12 protein-coding genes are annotated in these 17,102 nt (G+C 45.0%); 5 read left to right on the top strand and 7 right to left on the bottom strand.

What is annotated here, in order from left to right; translation table 11 throughout:
• Together C943_RS02225 and C943_RS02220 are read right to left on the bottom strand one after the other, a co-directional pair.
• Positions 1-1,449: an amidohydrolase gene (locus tag C943_RS02225; RefSeq protein ID WP_008623760.1), complete on the bottom strand. Its 1,449-nt coding sequence runs from the start codon at positions 1,447-1,449 to the stop codon at positions 1-3.
• 348 nt (positions 1,450-1,797) lie between these two features.
• Positions 1,798-2,811, bottom strand: coding sequence for a cation diffusion facilitator family transporter (locus tag C943_RS02220; protein ID WP_245545497.1), 1,014 nt, complete (start codon positions 2,809-2,811; stop codon positions 1,798-1,800).
• A gap of 96 nt (positions 2,812-2,907) precedes the next feature.
• Here C943_RS02220 and C943_RS02215 point away from each other — a divergent pair, with 96 nt between their 5' ends.
• Both C943_RS02215 and C943_RS02210 read left to right on the top strand, forming a co-directional pair.
• The gene (locus tag C943_RS02215; RefSeq protein ID WP_008623758.1) at positions 2,908-3,996 is read left to right on the top strand and encodes an AI-2E family transporter; all 1,089 of its coding nucleotides are present in this window, start codon (positions 2,908-2,910) and stop codon (positions 3,994-3,996) included.
• Positions 3,980-4,918 (top strand): tetratricopeptide repeat protein, encoded by a 939-nt coding sequence (locus tag C943_RS02210; protein ID WP_008623757.1) that lies wholly within the window; start codon positions 3,980-3,982, stop codon positions 4,916-4,918. The genes C943_RS02215 and C943_RS02210 overlap by 17 nt, the downstream gene beginning before the upstream one ends.
• On the opposite strand, the gene C943_RS02205 is transcribed toward C943_RS02210, so the two are convergent.
• From C943_RS02205 to C943_RS02190, 4 genes are all read right to left on the bottom strand, one after another.
• Positions 4,915-7,860, bottom strand: coding sequence for a PAS domain S-box protein (locus C943_RS02205; protein WP_008623756.1), 2,946 nt, complete (start codon positions 7,858-7,860; stop codon positions 4,915-4,917). The two genes, C943_RS02210 and C943_RS02205, sit on opposite strands and share 4 nt — an antisense overlap.
• 139 nt (positions 7,861-7,999) lie before the next feature.
• The gene (locus C943_RS02200) at positions 8,000-9,214 is read right to left on the bottom strand and encodes a porin (protein ID WP_008623755.1); all 1,215 of its coding nucleotides are present in this window, start codon (positions 9,212-9,214) and stop codon (positions 8,000-8,002) included.
• 314 nt (positions 9,215-9,528) lie between these two features.
• Positions 9,529-11,790, bottom strand: a complete 2,262-nt coding sequence (locus C943_RS02195; protein ID WP_008623754.1) for an aconitate hydratase — start codon at positions 11,788-11,790, stop codon at positions 9,529-9,531.
• A gap of 125 nt (positions 11,791-11,915) precedes the next feature.
• Entirely contained in the window at positions 11,916-13,232 is a 1,317-nt protein-coding gene (locus tag C943_RS02190; RefSeq protein WP_008623753.1) for a TIGR00366 family protein, read from the bottom strand.
• Positions 13,233-13,339: 107 nt separating this feature from the next.
• On the opposite strand from C943_RS02190, the gene C943_RS02185 reads away from it, so the two are divergent.
• On the top strand, positions 13,340-15,085 hold the full coding sequence (locus C943_RS02185) for a sensor histidine kinase (protein ID WP_040478690.1): 1,746 nt from the start codon (positions 13,340-13,342) through the stop codon (positions 15,083-15,085).
• On the opposite strand, the gene C943_RS02180 is transcribed toward C943_RS02185, so the two are convergent.
• Positions 15,082-16,092: an aldehyde dehydrogenase family protein gene (locus C943_RS02180; RefSeq protein ID WP_008623750.1), complete on the bottom strand. Its 1,011-nt coding sequence runs from the start codon at positions 16,090-16,092 to the stop codon at positions 15,082-15,084. The genes C943_RS02185 and C943_RS02180 overlap by 4 nt on opposite strands.
• A gap of 138 nt (positions 16,093-16,230) precedes the next feature.
• Between C943_RS02180 and C943_RS02175 the strand changes: the two genes are divergently transcribed.
• Together C943_RS02175 and C943_RS02170 are read left to right on the top strand one after the other, a co-directional pair.
• Positions 16,231-16,578, top strand: coding sequence for a 4Fe-4S binding protein (locus tag C943_RS02175; protein ID WP_008623749.1), 348 nt, complete (start codon positions 16,231-16,233; stop codon positions 16,576-16,578).
• A 171-nt stretch (positions 16,579-16,749) separates the two neighbouring features.
• Complete coding sequence (locus tag C943_RS02170) at positions 16,750-17,079, top strand: DUF3276 family protein (protein ID WP_040478753.1); 330 nt, start codon at positions 16,750-16,752, stop codon at positions 17,077-17,079.
• Positions 17,080-17,102 lie beyond the last annotated feature (23 nt).

Genomic DNA, 17,102 nt, shown 5'->3' with positions numbered 1-17,102 from the left:
TTATTTTACTTTATTTTGATCTTTCCTGAACTCCAATGGTGGTTTCATATCGCCAATCAGCGGTTCGTACACCAAGCCCCCCAGTCTTTGGTTAAACTCCTTTTTGGCTTCTTCGATTAACAAGGGATTTAAAATCAGTTCTTTACCTGTCAATGCCATCGTTTTTGCTGCAACCATCATGCCTTTGTAGCCGATTGTCATCCCATCTGCAGCGACGGCTTGCCAAGTATGCGCAGCCGTGCCAGGCACCCAAGTTGCAGTACCCAAACCAACTGTCGGCACCACGTAGCTTACATCACCCACGTCCGTTGATGCTGGAAAATGCGTCAACTGGTAAGGTTGGATTTCTTTAGCCATCGTCAACGGTGGGATCCTAGGTGAGTTGAATGTCTGCTGAATTTTTTTGGCAAATTCCAACTCGGCAGCATCGTATTCCACACCACCGACCGAAGTCAGACTTTTATGCATCGCTTTTGCCAAGGTCTCATTCGGTAAAAGACCATAAATCCCTGACACGACTTCAACCTCAACACTTGTACCTGTTCCCAATGCGGCACCTTCCGCGGCTTTGATGACCCGCTGCCACATCTGCTTTACCTCAGTTACGTCAGGATGTCGAACCATATATTCGACAACTGCATAATCGGGGACCACGTTTGCGGCGAGGCCGCCATTAGTAATCACATAGTGTATCCTGCTTTCTTGGTCTACGTGCTCACGCATCATGTTGACCATCATGTTCATTGCTTCAACTCCATCCAGGGCTGACCTTCCTCTCTGTGGCGCTCCCGCGGCATGGGAGGTTTGCCCGCGGAACTTAAAATATCCCTGCATAACTGCCGTACAGGTGGAAGCATTGGCTGCATTCCTGTCAGAAGGGTGCCAGTTGATGACTGCGTCTACACCGTTGAACGATCCAGCCCTCACCATGTAGACCTTCCCGGCCCCACCTTCTTCGGCTGGCGTACCAAAAATCTTGATTGTTGCTTGAATATTATTGGCATCCACCCATTCCTTGAGCGCGATTCCAGATGCTACGACCGCCGTTCCAAAGAGATTGTGCCCACAACCATGACCATTTCCTCCCTCCACCAAAACTGAACGGAAAGGAACTGCGTCCTGCGAAAGCCCGGGAAGCGCGTCAAATTCCGCCAAAAATCCGATCACAGGACCGCCTTTGTCATAGGTGGCGACAAAAGACGTCGGCATTTCAGCCACTCCTGTTTCTACTCTGAATCCGGCAGCCCTTAATTCATCGACCAAAATCTTTGAACTGGTGAATTCAAGGTAACCCAACTCAGGGTTCTCCCAAATTTGACGGGCCATCTCAGAATACCTAGGCGTCTTGGTATCCAAGGCCTTGGTGATGAAGGCTTCATGGTCGATTTCTTGGGCCCAAATTGAATGGGCCAATAACGCCACGAAGGCGAAGAGTAAAATTTTTCTCATTATAGTTTGGTTAAAGTTTAATAGAGTTTTGATTAAAAATACTGCTTGTTTATTGAAAAGGAAAGAGATTTTGGCAGTCGGTAAACAAAAAAAGGATGCATTTATATGCACCCCTTTTTAACTCCTTAATCCATTTGAAAAGCAATTGCTGTTTAAGGTACAGCAGAACCCTTGAATTCTTGTCAGATCACTATGAGGACCCCCACAAGAATTAACCATACAACGGATGTAACCGCCAATAGTATCCTGAATTGTTTTTCCTCGTTCATAGCTTTTTTTTTGTTGAATATACTAAGATAAATGTATTATTCGAAATATTGCAAACTTTTGAAGATTTTTTTTGATCACCTAGTGGAGTAAATCATGGTAGTGTTTTTGATTCTTCGACATGTTTGCCGCATTCCATTCGACCAATATATCATTTTTTTTGATTCGTACAGCACAATCTGCGACCTGGCAATAATGGCAACACTTTTCGGGGATACAAGGGTCGGCATGCACAAAAACCTCCATGACCCCTGGCCAACTCTCCTTCAGCACCTCTTCGACATCATGTACTTCATCATGAACCTGCTTCAAATTGAAATAGTTAGGCAATGTCAAATGCAAATCGATATGCCTGTCTCCTCCATACTGCTGCACCCGCATGTTGTGGATGTCTATCCAAACATGCCTGCGGTTCTCATTTAGAACTTTCACCGTGGCTTCCACTGCAGCGGGATCTGCCTCGTCCATCAGCCCTGCCACAGACCGACGCACCAAACCATAGCCCGAATAAATGATGTAAAGGGAAAAGACAATCGAAATGACTGAATCGAGAAATTGCAAATCAGTCAGAAGAATGACCACTACACCCAATATCAACAAAAAGCTGGTGAGTGCATCCGAAATCAGATGTTTTCCACTCGCCTCAAGTGTGACGCTGTTTAGCTTTTTGCCTTGGCGTTGAAGTATAAATCCCAAAACTCCATTTACGGTGCCAGCGATCGTGACCAAAACGATGCCTTCAAAAAGATTGACAAGGGCGACCGGAAAAAACCAGTTATAGACCGCTTGGTAAATGATAAACAAACCCGCCAAAATGATCAAAACCCCTTCTATACCCGCACTGAAGAACTCAATCTTTCCGTGCCCGTAAGGATGGTTGTCATCTCTGGGTCGTGAACTGAGGTAAATGCTATAAGTAGCAAAAGCCGCCGCAACTACATTGACGATACTTTCCAATGCATCTGTTAGAATCGCAGTCGAATGGGTCAGGAAGTAGGAATAAAATTTCACCGCCAGCAAAAAAACGCTGACGATAAATGAAACCCTGATCAATAAAGTCTTCTTCCTTTCCACGACTGTTGGTTTAGCTTTCAAAAATATCACTAATTTTAAACTATCCGCTTCCTCCGGTGTAAACAAACTCCCTTTGCCAGTCAAGCTCTTTATTCGGTTTTTAATTTTGCCCCAACCATGAATCCAACTGGTTTTGTTCTTCCAACCTACCTCAAGGCGCTTGCCGTCCTGCTTTTGATCATTGTCCTCATCTTTGTACTAATAGTTGGACAAAGCATCCTTGTACCCCTGTTTCTGGCTGGACTCATAGCCGGGCTGTTGACACCGCTGAGCAATTGGCTTGAGCAAAAAAATGTTTCACGGATTTGGAGTACGTCTATTTGCCTTTTCGCTTCCATTGTTTTGCTGGTTGCCTTCTTGTCGTTCGTCATCCTCCAAATCGCAAGTTTCAGCAACGATGTCGGGAATGTTGGAGAAAAACTGAATGGTTACCTGGTCCAGATTGACAGTTATCTGGTGGAAAATTTCCGGCTCGAAACAGGTATTGGGAAAGGGTTTGACGAACAATACCTGATTGATCTCCTTCAATCCAACAGTTCCAGCTTGGCGGAATTTGTTTTTGGTACCTTGGGATCCCTGTCATCGGCCCTATTGCTGCCGGTTTTTATTTTCTTTTTCGTGCTTTACCGGGACCACTTGACCAACTTCATTGTAAGCCTGTACAATTCCCACGAGGAAAAAAGGGTGAAATCGGAAATCAAAAATCTTCGGCGTGTAGTCCAACAGTACATCGTTGGCGTCCTCAAGGTAATGGCAATCCTTGCTGTCCTCAACAGTATTGCGCTGCTTGGATTGGGAATCAAGCATGCGATTTTCTTTGCCATTCTCGCGGCCTTACTCAATATCATTCCTTACCTAGGGCCGTTTTTGGGTGCAATTCTACCGACCGTTTTCGCATTCCTGACCAAAGACAGCCTTTTCTATCCAATCGGCGTCGTGGTCTGTTTTCAAATCATACAGTTGATCGAAAGCAATTTCCTAACGCCAAAAATCGTGGGCAGCAATGTCAACCTCAATGCGTTCGTCACATTTGTGGGATTGCTCGTGGGAGCTTCCATTTGGGGAGTCATGGGTATGATTCTGATTATTCCCACGCTTGCTGTTCTGCGAAAAATATTTGAACTGAGCGAATCCACCCGGCCCTTTGCAGTGTTATTGGGAGAAGAAAAAACCGAAAACCAGACTCCAAGTGAAAAACCTGATTAAGCTACTGATCCCTGTTCTCTTCTTCGTCAGTCTACTCTCATGTGATAGTCCCGAGGACAAGAAGGGGAGGTTCCTGCTGAAAGGCAATGAAAAACTCAACCAAAATGACGCCAAGGCGGCGATCGACTTCTATACGGAAGCCCTCAACATCGACGACCAATACAGGGACGCGCTCTTCAACCGGGCGTTGGTGTACCAACAGCTAAACCAACTGGATCTCGCAATCCGCGATCTCGACGCAATCCTAACGACCAATCCCACCGATAGCTCGGCAGTTTTCCAACGCGGCGTCTGCCTGATGGACAATGGGGAATATTACAAAGCGCTTGGGGATACCAAAAACCTATTAAAGATTAATCCGGAAAGCTGGAAAGGACATTTCCTCCAAGGATTGATATATGAAAAAATGAAAAACCTGGAAGAAGCGAGGTCCTCTTTTCTGGCTGCACTCCAGAAATCCCCCAACAATGTCGAGATCCTTGTGAATTTGGCGAACATGGAGTATTATCTTGGCAATTTAGATATTGCTTCAAATCTTCTGGACAAGGCCGAGAAAATCGATCCAAGCGAAGCAAATATCCTGAATCTTAGATCCTTACTCGCCCTAGTGGCAAAGGAATATAAACAGGCACTCAACGATATTGAAAAAGCAATCGTACTCCGCCCGGACGAAGCCTATTATTATAACAACCGAGGCTTGTACAAACTTCTTTTGGGAGATCTTGATGCCGGATTGGACGACATCAACTACAGCATTAAGCAGGATCCCAAAAACCTTTTTGCGATCCGAAACAAAGGAATCTATTATGCGCTGAAAGGACAAAAGGAACTCGCACTGCGGTATTTGAACGAAGTCAAGGAAAAAGATCCAAATATGGTGTTGGTGGATGAATATCTAAAAATTGCCCTGAAGGAGGACTAACCCACCACTTCCCGAATCTTCTTCAGAAGCTCGGATGCATCGATAGGCTTAGAAACATAACCGACAAACCCGCTTCTTTCAATCTTCTCCATCATGTCTTGTTTGGCAGCAGCAGACAGCGCGATCACAGGTACGTTAGAAATGGAGGTGATCTTTTCCGTGGCTTCAAATCCATCCATCACAGGCATCTGCAAATCCATCAGGACACAATCGTATTTGCGTTGGCTCACAGCTTCGACTGCTTCTAGTCCATTATTGACCCGATCGTACTCGATTCCCCATTTTTTGATGATCTTACCCAAGACAAGCGCATTCACGTCATTATCTTCAGCCATCAGCAACTTGACTTGACTGAGTGGCAATGCAGGAATTTCAACCTTTGGTGTAATTGGCACAACTTGCCTCTTGGTCTTTTCAAATTCGATTTCAAAGAAAAACCTGGAGCCGACACCCAATTCCGATTCAAGCTGGATTTGGCTTTTCATTTGATCCAATAGTCTTTTTGTGATGGAAAGTCCCAATCCAGTACCGCCATATTTCTTGCTGAATGAATGCTGAATCTGGTCGAATTGGTTGAAAATTCGCGCTTGGTTTTCCTTCGCTATCCCGATACCTGTGTCCTTCACCTCAAAGTAAACCTTGATCCTATCTTCGGCTTGGGAAACCGTCTGGATTTTGACCTCTACCGTACCGTTGTTGGTAAATTTCAGCGCATTGGTAATGAGGTTGTTTAGTATTTGGGAAAGGCGAACTTTGTCTCCTTTTACTTCTTGGTTTACCTCATCGGAAACCTGTAAAAGCAGCTTATTGCGACTATCCTTTGCATGGAACTCAAGGCCCTTGATCACCTGCTGCACGACGTCCTTCAGGTTCATCGGATTGTATTCCAAAGTCAATTTTCCCGCCTCTATCTTTTGGTAATCAAGCAAGTCGTTGATCATGCTGATCAGGTTATCGACAGCAAAATTGATCGTGTTGAGCGCAGATGCTTGATTGGGTGAATGCTCGTCCTGAAGAAGCGTATAAACAGACCCTGAGATCGCGTTGAGCGGAGTCCTGAGTTCATGGCTAATCATGGATAAAAACTCTGATTTGATTTGACTCGCCCTTTCAGCCTGTTCTCTTGCCTGGCTGAGGTTTTCCTCGAAGCGTTTCTGCTCGCTGATATCGGCCAAGTAACCATACCAAATCACCTCTCCGGTTTCCAATTGTTCAGGTTTAGCAGCGCCCAAAACCCATTTGAAACCCGTGCCCGAAAGATCCTTCACACGAAACTGACATTGCCAAGGCCTGAGTGTCTTCGCAGACGAAACAGTCGTCATCAATACTTGGGCGATATCCTCAGGATGAACTTTGTTTATTGCCAAGCCGATATTGTTGAACTTTTTGAGTTCTGTATCACTCACCCCCAATAGGTCCTTGATTCCCGGACTGAGATAGGAAAAGTTCATATCCCCTTCCCTATTCACAACAAACTGATACAATGCACCGGGAACCTGTTCGGTCAGGTGGAGCAAAAAATCAGAGGATTCCTGCAGTGATTTCTCCAACCTCACCCGCTCAGAAATATCCCTCGCAAAAGCAATGATGAATGTATTCCCTTGGGTTGTCGCAAGACAGGCACTGACCTCAACCTCGTAAAATTCACCATTGGTCTTCCGAAGGGAAGATTTGTACCTCAGGTTTCGATCGACTTCCAATTGGCGTCTAAACTCTTCCCATTGTTGCAGATCCTTGAACCGTACTTCATAATCCGAAAACATGGTTTCTTTGGACTCATCGGCGACTATCATCAACCTGTCATTGGCCTCATGGTTGGTGAAAATGATTTTGCCACTTGTATCCGCGATGAGAATCGCTTCAGGCGACATTTCAAACATTTCCTTGTACAGGCCAAATTCATAAATGAATCCCTGCTCAATGGAAACATCCTTTACAGAACCGAAAAATCTGGAAACCTTACCACCACTTGATTCTGTTTCTGCGGCAAATTGAACCCATTTCCCTGTTCCAGAACCCGCGTTGACTTTGATTTTTAGATCGAGTGCAGAACCCATTGCCAGCGACTCTGTGAGCATCTTTTGGAATAAGGGCCGAAACTCAACGCTAATCCCCTGAACAACTTGCTCGATGGTCGGCGTCACGGTTTCTTTCCAACCAAAAATATTCCTGAATCCTTCACTGACCACAAGCTGGTTTGTCTGTGGATTTATTGACCAAACACCCGAGAGTGTTGATTTTTCGCCAAAATTGTACAGCTCATTTTTGTAAGCGATTCGGGCAACCTCTTCTTTGAACTTGGAAATGTTGCGCCCAGTCAGGAAAAACCGTTCTCCGATAAAATTGATATGCCATTCGATCCATACAAATACGCCTCCTTTGGTCAATATTCTTGAACTGAAAACCTGGTTCGACCTTTCTGCCTTGGCTTTAGCAGTGACTTCCCTTGCGGTGTCTAGGTCTTCGGGGTGAAAAAACTGACAAAGTTCGACATTGGTAACCTCTTCGGGGTGATATCCCAACACCGTCTCCACTGCAGGACTGATCCAACTCATGAAGTTTTCCTGTCCAATGCCCAGGATGTCAGGACAATTTCCCAAAATCGCGTCTGCATCCTTTTTTGGGGGAAGTCCCTTGGTCTTTAACTCCGAGCCCTTGTAAAACAGAAAATAATTGGAATCATTCTCTTGCGGCAGTTCCAAATTGAACACAAAATCCCTGTCTTGGAAACTGACGATCAGCTCTTCATTGAAAATATAGGAATTGATATCCAAACCAAGACCCACGAGCGTTTTATCCTTAAGGTGTTGGCCGATATGATTTTCGAAGGACTCGTTTGAATAAAAAATATTGTAAGGATAGGTATCGTCCGCCAGAAAAAGCATTTCTGAAGATTCAAATATGATTTTCTTAAACGTATTGTTAATACCGTTTTCCTTCATGATAAACAATGCTGCAATAGCAAACTACTAAAACTCGGAATGTGGGTGTAAGCGATAAATTATCTAATGCGGTAAACATACATGTTTTTGTTTTTCGCACCAAATATTTTGTACCTAAATGTAAAAAAAGGCCGCTAAATCAAATCCCGAATTCCACTTGGAACATACCCGTGAATGAATTCCCCGTATTTTCGAAACTTGGCAAACCCTCAAGCCATTTGTATCCCGCATTTCCCTGTATTTTGATCCGATGTTTTCTTATGTAATATGAGTAGCCAACAATGGACTCTTCAGTCCTATCCTGCAAGGAGATAATGTCTTCCCGCGGCTGGACGACGGAATAACGAAAAGCCAGTTCCGACTTCGGGCTAAGCATCCGACTCAATTGTATGTTTATTCCGTTACCGACTGTCACATACCTTATCTGGTTTTCGGGCCCATAGGTAATCGGGTCAGTAGCATCACGGCTAAAAAATTCCCCCAAAACAGCCCATCCCTGATACTTGAACATGCCGTCTACGATGAGTGTATAGATGTTCCTTTGGTCAAAAAGAGCCGGACCCAATTGGCCTCCAGTCCTCGTCGCCTTTAAGTTAGCCGAATAGGAAATCCCAATCGATAACCTAGGTTTGGGTTCGAATTCCAAATCTCCCTCCGAATAATCGCCCACGTTTTTGAACGCCCCAAACGGCAAGTACTCCAGCCTTCCGGTATATGCCAATCCATTGTTGGTCTTGGAGGCATTTCTGCCATCGCCGGTAGAAATCACACCCTTCGCCTGAAATAAAGATTGGTTTTTGAATATGAAAGTTTTGTAGGCAAAAAAACCAAAATCACGGTCAATGTTGAAAAACCCGTTGGCAAGTGACCGGTCGGCGAACTGTAAGTTACCCGAGCTCGTCACCCGCTGCCTGTTGCCTGGAAGCTTGGATTGCCCAAATCCCAAATAAAAATTAGGGGTCAAGAAATAATAGACAATCGCGTCTCTCAGCGGTTGGGCAATTCCGGAATTTTCCAGATCCATGTCTGCCTTCGAAAAGCCAAGCTGTATATAGTACTGGAGCTTTTTTGTCCCTACGAAGCCGTCAAATCGCAAACGCATTCGCCGCACCCGCATCTCATACGCTTCGACCCCAAAATCGTCGCCCCCAAAAGTATTCAAACCAGCCCTGTTTTGCATCCTGAATCTTAAATTCATCAAGAACAAGGAATCCTTCGAAAAACTGATGCCATTATCCACTTTCAGCAAAGCCCTTTCGTCCGACTCAAACGTCTGCGCAGAGACCATCCCGGATAGGCCAAATCCGAAAAAAAACACAAGGAACCAAACTAACGTGGGTTTATGGAAAATCATGTGGTCGGGGAAGTTGCCATCAATTCATAGGCGGACGAAAATAGGATAATCTCAGCAGATTTTCAGGTAGATTTGGAATTATTCTACGGTTTTCCGATGCCACCAATTACTTCAAATGATTACCTTCTCTTTTTGTTTTCTTAACCGCTCTCTTGCTCAGAATCCCAAAAAAAGCTTAGGATCAAGCAATCACAATTTTTTGGTTACCAGCAGCAAAAAACTGCTTATTGGAAAAAAACTGTCTTGAATTTAAAGGAAAACAAAAAAAAAGCCCGGAATTGAAACCCCGGGCTTTGTTGATTTATTGATATTTATCAAATCGACGCTTTGATCAAATTCAAAGCCGAACCTGCCCTGAACCAACCAATTTGGCCTTCATTGTAGGTATGATTGACTTTGATTTCATTTTTGCTGCCATCCGCATGGTGCAATACGACGGTTAATGGCTTTCCTGGAGCGAAATCCGTCAAACCAAGAATGTCGATCGAATCATCTTCCTGGATGAGATCGTAATCCGCAGGATTGGCAAATGTCAAGGCCAACATCCCCTGCTTCTTCAAGTTAGTTTCGTGAATCCTTGCGAACGACTTCACCAAGATCGCACGTACACCGAGAAATCTAGGCTCCATAGCCGCATGCTCACGAGACGAACCTTCTCCGTAGTTTTCATCTCCTACCACGATGGACCCGATACCATGGGCTTTGTATTGACGCTGTACCGCAGGCACCTCTCCATAACCGCCACCCAATTGGTTTTTCACCTTGTTGGTTTCACCATTGTAGGCATTGACGGCACCGATGAGCATGTTGTTGGAGATATTGTCCAGGTGTCCCCTGAACCTCAACCATGGACCTGCCATCGAAATATGGTCAGTAGTACATTTGCCTTTGGCTTTGATAAGAAGCTTTAGTCCTTTGAGGTCAGTACCTTCCCATGCCGGGAAAGGAGCCAATAGCTGGAGTCTGTCTGATTTTGGATCCACGATCACCTGAACCTTGGATCCATCGGAAGCCGGAGCTTGGTAGCCCGCATCCTCTACGGCAAATCCTTTTGTCGGCAATTCAAGGCCTTTTGGCTCATCCAACTTGACTGCTTTACCTTCTTCGTTGATTAAGGTATCGGTAACGGGATTGAATGTAAGGTCACCTGAGATCGCCATAGCGGTCACGATTTCCGGAGAAGCCACAAACGCGTGGGTGTTTGGGTTCCCATCCGCACGCTTTGCAAAGTTTCGGTTGAAGGAAGTAATGATTGAGTTCTTTTCCTGTTTTTCGGCACCATGACGCGCCCACTGTCCAATGCAAGGTCCACAGGCATTTGCCAAGACCACGCCGCCCATTTTTTCAAAAACACCCAAGAAACCATCCCGCTCTACAGTGAAGCGAACTTGTTCTGATCCAGGAGTAATCGTGTATTCTGACTTGGCGATAAGCTTCTTGTCAACTGCCTGTTGGGCAAGAGAAGCAGCCCGCGAAATATCCTCGTAGGAAGAATTGGTACATGAACCAATAAGACCAACCTCCAACTTTGCCGGCCAACCGTTTTCTTTCACGGCTTGGGCGAATTTGGACAATGGCCAAGCCAAATCAGGCGTAAAAGGACCATTGATATGTGGCTCCAATTCTGAAAGATTGATGTCGATCACTTGATCGAAGTACTTTTCGGGATTTGCGTAGACTTCGGCATCACCAGTCAGGTGTTCTTTAATCGAATTGGCCATCTCCGCGATTTCGGCACGATCCGTCCCTCTCAGATAGGCCTCTGATTTTTCGTCATAGCCAAAAATTGAAGTCGTGGCACCGATTTCAGCACCCATGTTACATATTGTTCCTTTTCCAGTGGCCGACAATGAACGTGCGCCTTCGCCGAAATACTCCACAACAGCCCCTGTACCGCCTTTCACAGTAAGGATTCCAGCCACTTTCAAAATCACATCCTTAGCTGATGTCCAGCCGGAAAGTCTGCCAGTCAATCTCACACCAATCAATTTTGGGAATTTCAACTCCCATGGAAGTCCAGCCATCACGTCACAGGCATCAGCACCACCAACACCGATTGCGATCATTCCCAATCCGCCTGCGTTAGGCGTGTGTGAGTCAGTTCCGATCATCATACCGCCTGGAAACGCATAGTTCTCCAATACCACTTGGTGGATGATACCGGCTCCCGGCTTCCAAAATCCGATCCCATATTTATTGGACACAGAGGCCAAAAAGTCATAAACCTCCCTGTTTTTATCCTTGGCTTTTTGCAAGTCAGCATCTGCACCGATTTCTGCCTGGATCAGGTGATCACAGTGTACCGTAGATGGTACCGCGACCTTGTCCCTACCAGCTTGCATAAACTGCAAAAGGGCCATTTGGGCAGTCGCGTCTTGCATGGCAACCCGGTCAGGATTGAAATCCACGTATGAACCGCCTCTTTGGTAGGCTTCGGTCGCTGCACCTTGCGTCAAGTGGGCATACAAAATCTTTTCTGTCAGGGTAAGCGGTCTTCCGACAGCCTTCCTAGCGGCGGCAATCCTTGTGGGATAGTTGCCATATACCGCCTTTATCATTTCTATGTCAAATGCCATTGGACTTGTATTTAATAAAATGAGAAGGTTTTTTTAAATCGTTCGCAAAGTTAAAAAATCAGGCCAAAATTGGAAGCAAATTCCAGTAAGCCTTGGTTATTTCTACGGACGGTCATGCACCTGCACTACATGAAGGCGTATATACCAACAGAAAACACCAAGAAGGACACCAGAAAATAAAAAACCGTGTATTTCAACAGACTTTTCGCAGGAATTCCCGTGATCGAAAGTAGGGGCAAAGCCCAAAAGGGCTGAAGCATATTGGTCACCTGATCCCCATATGAAAATGCCAAAATCAGGTCAGCGGGGTTTATTCCCAGTTTGTAACCAGCATCCATCAAGATTGGGCCCTGCACAGCCCATTGTCCACCTCCAGAGGGAATGAATAAGTTTATCAAAGAAGCACTTGCAAAAGCCATCAACGGAAAAAACTGTGCCGATACATTTTGAAAAAACCATTCACTCGCGACAGCCAGAAAACCGGAATATTTCATCATACCCAAAATACCCGCGTAGAAGGGAAACTGAACCAAAATATCCGTAGAAGCAGATAACCCTCTCGTAATAGCCCGAAAGTATGCCTCCACATCCCCAAACAGCAAAAAACCCAAACCCATCAAAGCAAGATTGACATAATTGAGGTCTATGAAGCTCAATCCTCGGTTGTCCGCGGCAAAAAAATCGGAAACACAAAGTGCCAAAATCAAAATCCCGAGAACCTTACCCATCATGCCCTTGCCTTGTAGGATCAGGCTTTGATCATTTTTCTCCAAGTCACCAGAAAGCTCGAGGCCTTCAAATTTTCTTTTGGACATGAAATACATCAAAGTCACCAAGGCCACGACAAGTGCAAGATTGATCCAAAGGTTGGTCGCCGAAAAGATCGTTTGGGAAATCGGTATGACTCCAATCGTCTCCGATAAAAAATGTCCTTCTTCCGCAACCTTGAGCGATGAGGATGCCGACAGTCCTCCGTGCCAGACCAACATTCCCAAATATCCTGAGGCCCCAACGAGCGGGTAGTTGATGTTTGAAGCTGATTTAGCGGCAGCCTGCCCAATTTGCCGCGCCAAAATAGCTCCAATAATAAGCCCAAATCCCCAGTTCAAGTAGCCCGCAACGATTGCGGTCGTGCCGGTAACAACAACAGCTTTTGTATTGGTGTTGGAAATCACGACTAGCGTTCCCAAAAGTTTTTGAGCTGGACCCGAAGTTGCCAAGGCATATCCCAACACGAGGATCATGATCATCTGCATGGTAAACTCCAATAGTTCCCAAAATCCTTTTCGCCAAAATGATAGTATCTGAGTCGGTTCAATCGATTCTCCCTGTATACCAGGCGGTGAAAAGAGCCAAACCACCACAAATACGACCACACTCAAAAAAATGGCTATTTCAAAAGTGGTGGGAAAACTGACCAGTTTCTTAGTTTGTTTATACATCTGATTCCGTTGTTGTTCCATATTGATCGCCGGAATACAAAAAAATAATAAATCCTTTTTACTTTGAAAATTTCTTTACTTTTAAGCCATCCTTAACACCAATCACCTTGGATTTCAATATTTTTTCGGTCACCCTGTTGATTTCGGGTATGATAGTGGCAGGTATTTCCTCTGTAATCATCTATAGGCTTGGAGATTCTGTCAGGTGGTTTGCTATTACCATGCTTCTCGTGGCGATTTGGGCTTTGGCGTATGGCTTTGAGCTGTCCTCAAGCACCCTGGAAGCCATGCTTCGATGGGTAAGGATTGAATATGTGGGCATTGCTTTTGCGCCGGGCACATGGCTTTGGTTCTGTCTCAAATATACGGGACTACACAAATGGACATCCCGCAAGTTTTTCCCGCTGGTCTTTGGTATCCCTATTCTCACATTTCTCCTCGTAGTATCAAACCCCTGGCATCACCTACACTATAAAGAAGTCGATCTCTATTTGGATGGCCCCTTTCCGCTTTTGGCGATTACCGTGGGTCCATGGTATTACGTACACGTTGGATTCTTTTACATTTCGCTGTTTACAGGCAGTCTCCTTCTTGTGTACAGGTTTCGTTTTGCAGAAGCCTTCTTCAAAAACCAAACCTACCTGTTGTTGTTGGCGGGATTTGTGCCTTGGGTTTTCAACCTTGTGTATCTCTTTGGCTATCGTCCTTTTGAGCATATAGACCTTACCCCATATGCTTTTTTGTTTATGTACATTTTCGTGGGTATCGGCTTGCTGAGGTTTGAGCTTTTCAACATTAGGCCGATTGCAAGGGACAAGGTCTTCGAAGTCATCACCAAAGGCATCTTGGTATTTGACCCAAGCCTCCGGATCATCGACTTCAACCCCTCAATCAAAAAATGGATTGGGAAAAAACCGAGCGAGATCATCGGCAAATCCATCGCGGGGGTGATTCCGGGCAGCGAAAGCTTGGAAGCCTTCCTTTCCAAAAAAGAGCAAGCCAAAACAGAGGCAAGCCTGCAAATTGGGGAAATTGCGAGGGACTATTCAGTGGAGTTTATCCCGATGCTCGGCAGCAAATCAAACGTAACGGGCATGCTCGTGCTTTTTGAGGACATTACCCAGGAAAAGTCAATTCAGAACCAGATTCTTCGGCAAAGCGAGGAATTAAAAAACATGAACAGCCTCAAGGACAAGCTGTTTTCGATCATTTCACACGACCTAAAAGGGCCAATTTTTGGCATCAGGGAACTTATCAAGCTCTCCCAAAATGGCGATGTAAGCCGGGATGATTTTTTTGATATCCTGCCCGAAATCAACAAAAGCATGGATTCAGTTTCCATCCTATTGGAGAATCTCCTCGCATGGACCAGCAGCCAAATGAAGGGAGAGTTTATCCAAAAGAAATTCTTTGATTTGGAAAAATTGGTGAACCAGGAATTTGATCTGTTCGAAAATATGGCCAAGGAAAAGGGGATCACCTTGAGGGTTCAGCGGTACGGTAATTTGGAAGTTTTTGCAGACAAAAACATGATTGACCTGTCCTTACGCAACCTCATCAGCAATGCGATCAAGTTTTCGGGGAAAGGCGACTTGGTTACGATAATCCTAAAAGATATGGGCAGGGAAGTCCAGGTAAAGGTGAAAGATACGGGCTTGGGAATCAATGCCGAAAACCTTGAAAAATTGAGGAGAAGAGAGTCGTTCACAACACCAGGGAAAAACAAAGAGGGCGGTACAGGCCTAGGCATGCTACTCGTGCATGAGTATGTCAAGAAAAATGGTGGCGAACTCCAAATCCAAAGTCAAGAATCCCTAGGCAGCGAATTCACCTTCAACATACCTAAAGGCTAGACAAGACTTTTGAGAAACCCAATTGTGTCGACTCCGTCCGCATAATCATCCAAAGCAGGGCATTGCGCTTCGCCAAATGGAAGGCTTTGGGGGTACCAAGCATCCTTGCTCAAGATGCATTGAATTTTGTCAGATATCTTTGATAGGCTATTTTTCAACTCATATTCGTCGTTGTATATCTCATAAAAAACCACCGAAATCGGCGAAACCAATCCCTCACTTTCCCGGACTAGAAGAAATCCGTTATCCAAGTGGGGCTCACGATTGACAAGGTAGATGGACTTGTTGTATTCGTAGTTGTTGAAATATTTATGGTTATCGGCCACATACTTATAGTTCTCCACAGCGTCCAAAAACCTGCGGATACTCTCCATGCCATTCACATAAAGCTTGGAGACATTTCTACATCCGAGACCATAATACTGAAAAACATCCCTACCTAGAGCCTGAAGGTCTGATTCATTTTCGTCGCCGTTCAGTATCGCTACCGAAGTCCGGTTTTTTCGGATGACATTGGGATATTTTCCAAAGTAGTATTCAAAATATCGAGCCGAATTGTCGCTTCCAGTAGCGATATAAGCATCTTTGGCTTTAAGAAATTCCTCAATCGTAATGGAAAACCGAGGCTCTATTTCCAGCAAATTCCGGATCAACCATCCCATCAATACCGCGTCGGATGAACTCAGTTTGACACAGGCCTTGTGCCCTACCAATAACACAGCCATCAGGTCGTGAAAACCGACTGCGGGTATGTTTCCAGCCATCATGATTCCGATGGACTTGGGATTGGGTATTTCTCCCAAATGATAGCCGTCAAGCCAAGCCTGAAGCGCTTCTTCTGTCAACAAATCATACCAAGCATCCAATGCCGCGGCAACCTCCCTATGGGTAAACCAGCGGTTTTGGGCTTCAGCTCTCTGATAAAGATCTTCGCGCTCGTCATCAGAAAGGTGCCCGATACGTTCACCCAATTTCGCAAATGCCGCTATTCGATCCTCAAGACTCATCACAGATATTTTGGGCAAAGATACCCATTGCTCCAAATTACAACCCGACCGGAATGAAATTAAATTAATTAGCATGACAACTTTTTCTTGGTGCAAGTGTTATTGTCTTATTAACTTTACGGCAAAAAATTACACGCCATGGCAATCATGATAACTGACGAATGCATCAACTGTGGTGCATGTGAACCAGAGTGCCCAAACACTGCCATCTATGAAGGCGGCATTGAATGGACCTGGGCAGGTGGAACCAAATTGAAAGAAGTCACATTGGAAGACGGCACGGTCATCGATGCCAGCGAGAAACAGGAACCAAGATCCGACGAATTTTACTATATCGTAACAGAGAAATGCACCGAATGTACGGGGTTTCACGAAGAGCCCCAGTGCGCCGCGGTATGCCCCGTAGACTGCTGCGTGGATGATCCTGACCACAGGGAATCCGAAGAAACGCTGTTGGCTAAAAAGGTCTACATGCATGGTGAATAAAAAAGAGGGGCAGCCCTCTTTTTTTATTTTATGGCGAATCTTATTTCATGATACTGGCAAATCGCCCACTGCTGTTTCAAAAAAAACTTTTTAATCGCTTGAATATTTTTTTTTTATTGATTTAACTTGTCCCACCAAATGCACGCTAATCACACAAAACATCTTTGGACAGTGGAAGATCACAGAGGAAATGACAGAGAAGAAATCTTCTCCAAGAGAGTAAAGGCAGGTAAGAGAACGTACTTTTTTGACGTAAAATCAACAAAATCAAACGACTACTATCTCACCATTACCGAGAGTAAAAGAAGAATGAGGGATGATTCCTTTGTTTTTGAAAAACACAAAATCTTCCTGTACAAAGAGGATTTCGGCAAGTTTCTCGAGGCGCTTCAACATACAGTTGAACACGTGAAAAACGACCTCATGCCAGATTTCGATTTCTCCCAGTTTGACAACCAGGAGTCCGAGAGCGAATACGACGATGAATTGAAATGGGAGTAATGTCCCGATAAGCACCGAGGAAA

Source organism: Mariniradius saccharolyticus AK6 (assembly GCF_000330725.2).
Lineage (GTDB): Bacteria > Bacteroidota > Bacteroidia > Cytophagales > Cyclobacteriaceae > Mariniradius > Mariniradius saccharolyticus.
This window is presented reverse-complemented; position numbering and strand designations above follow the sequence as displayed.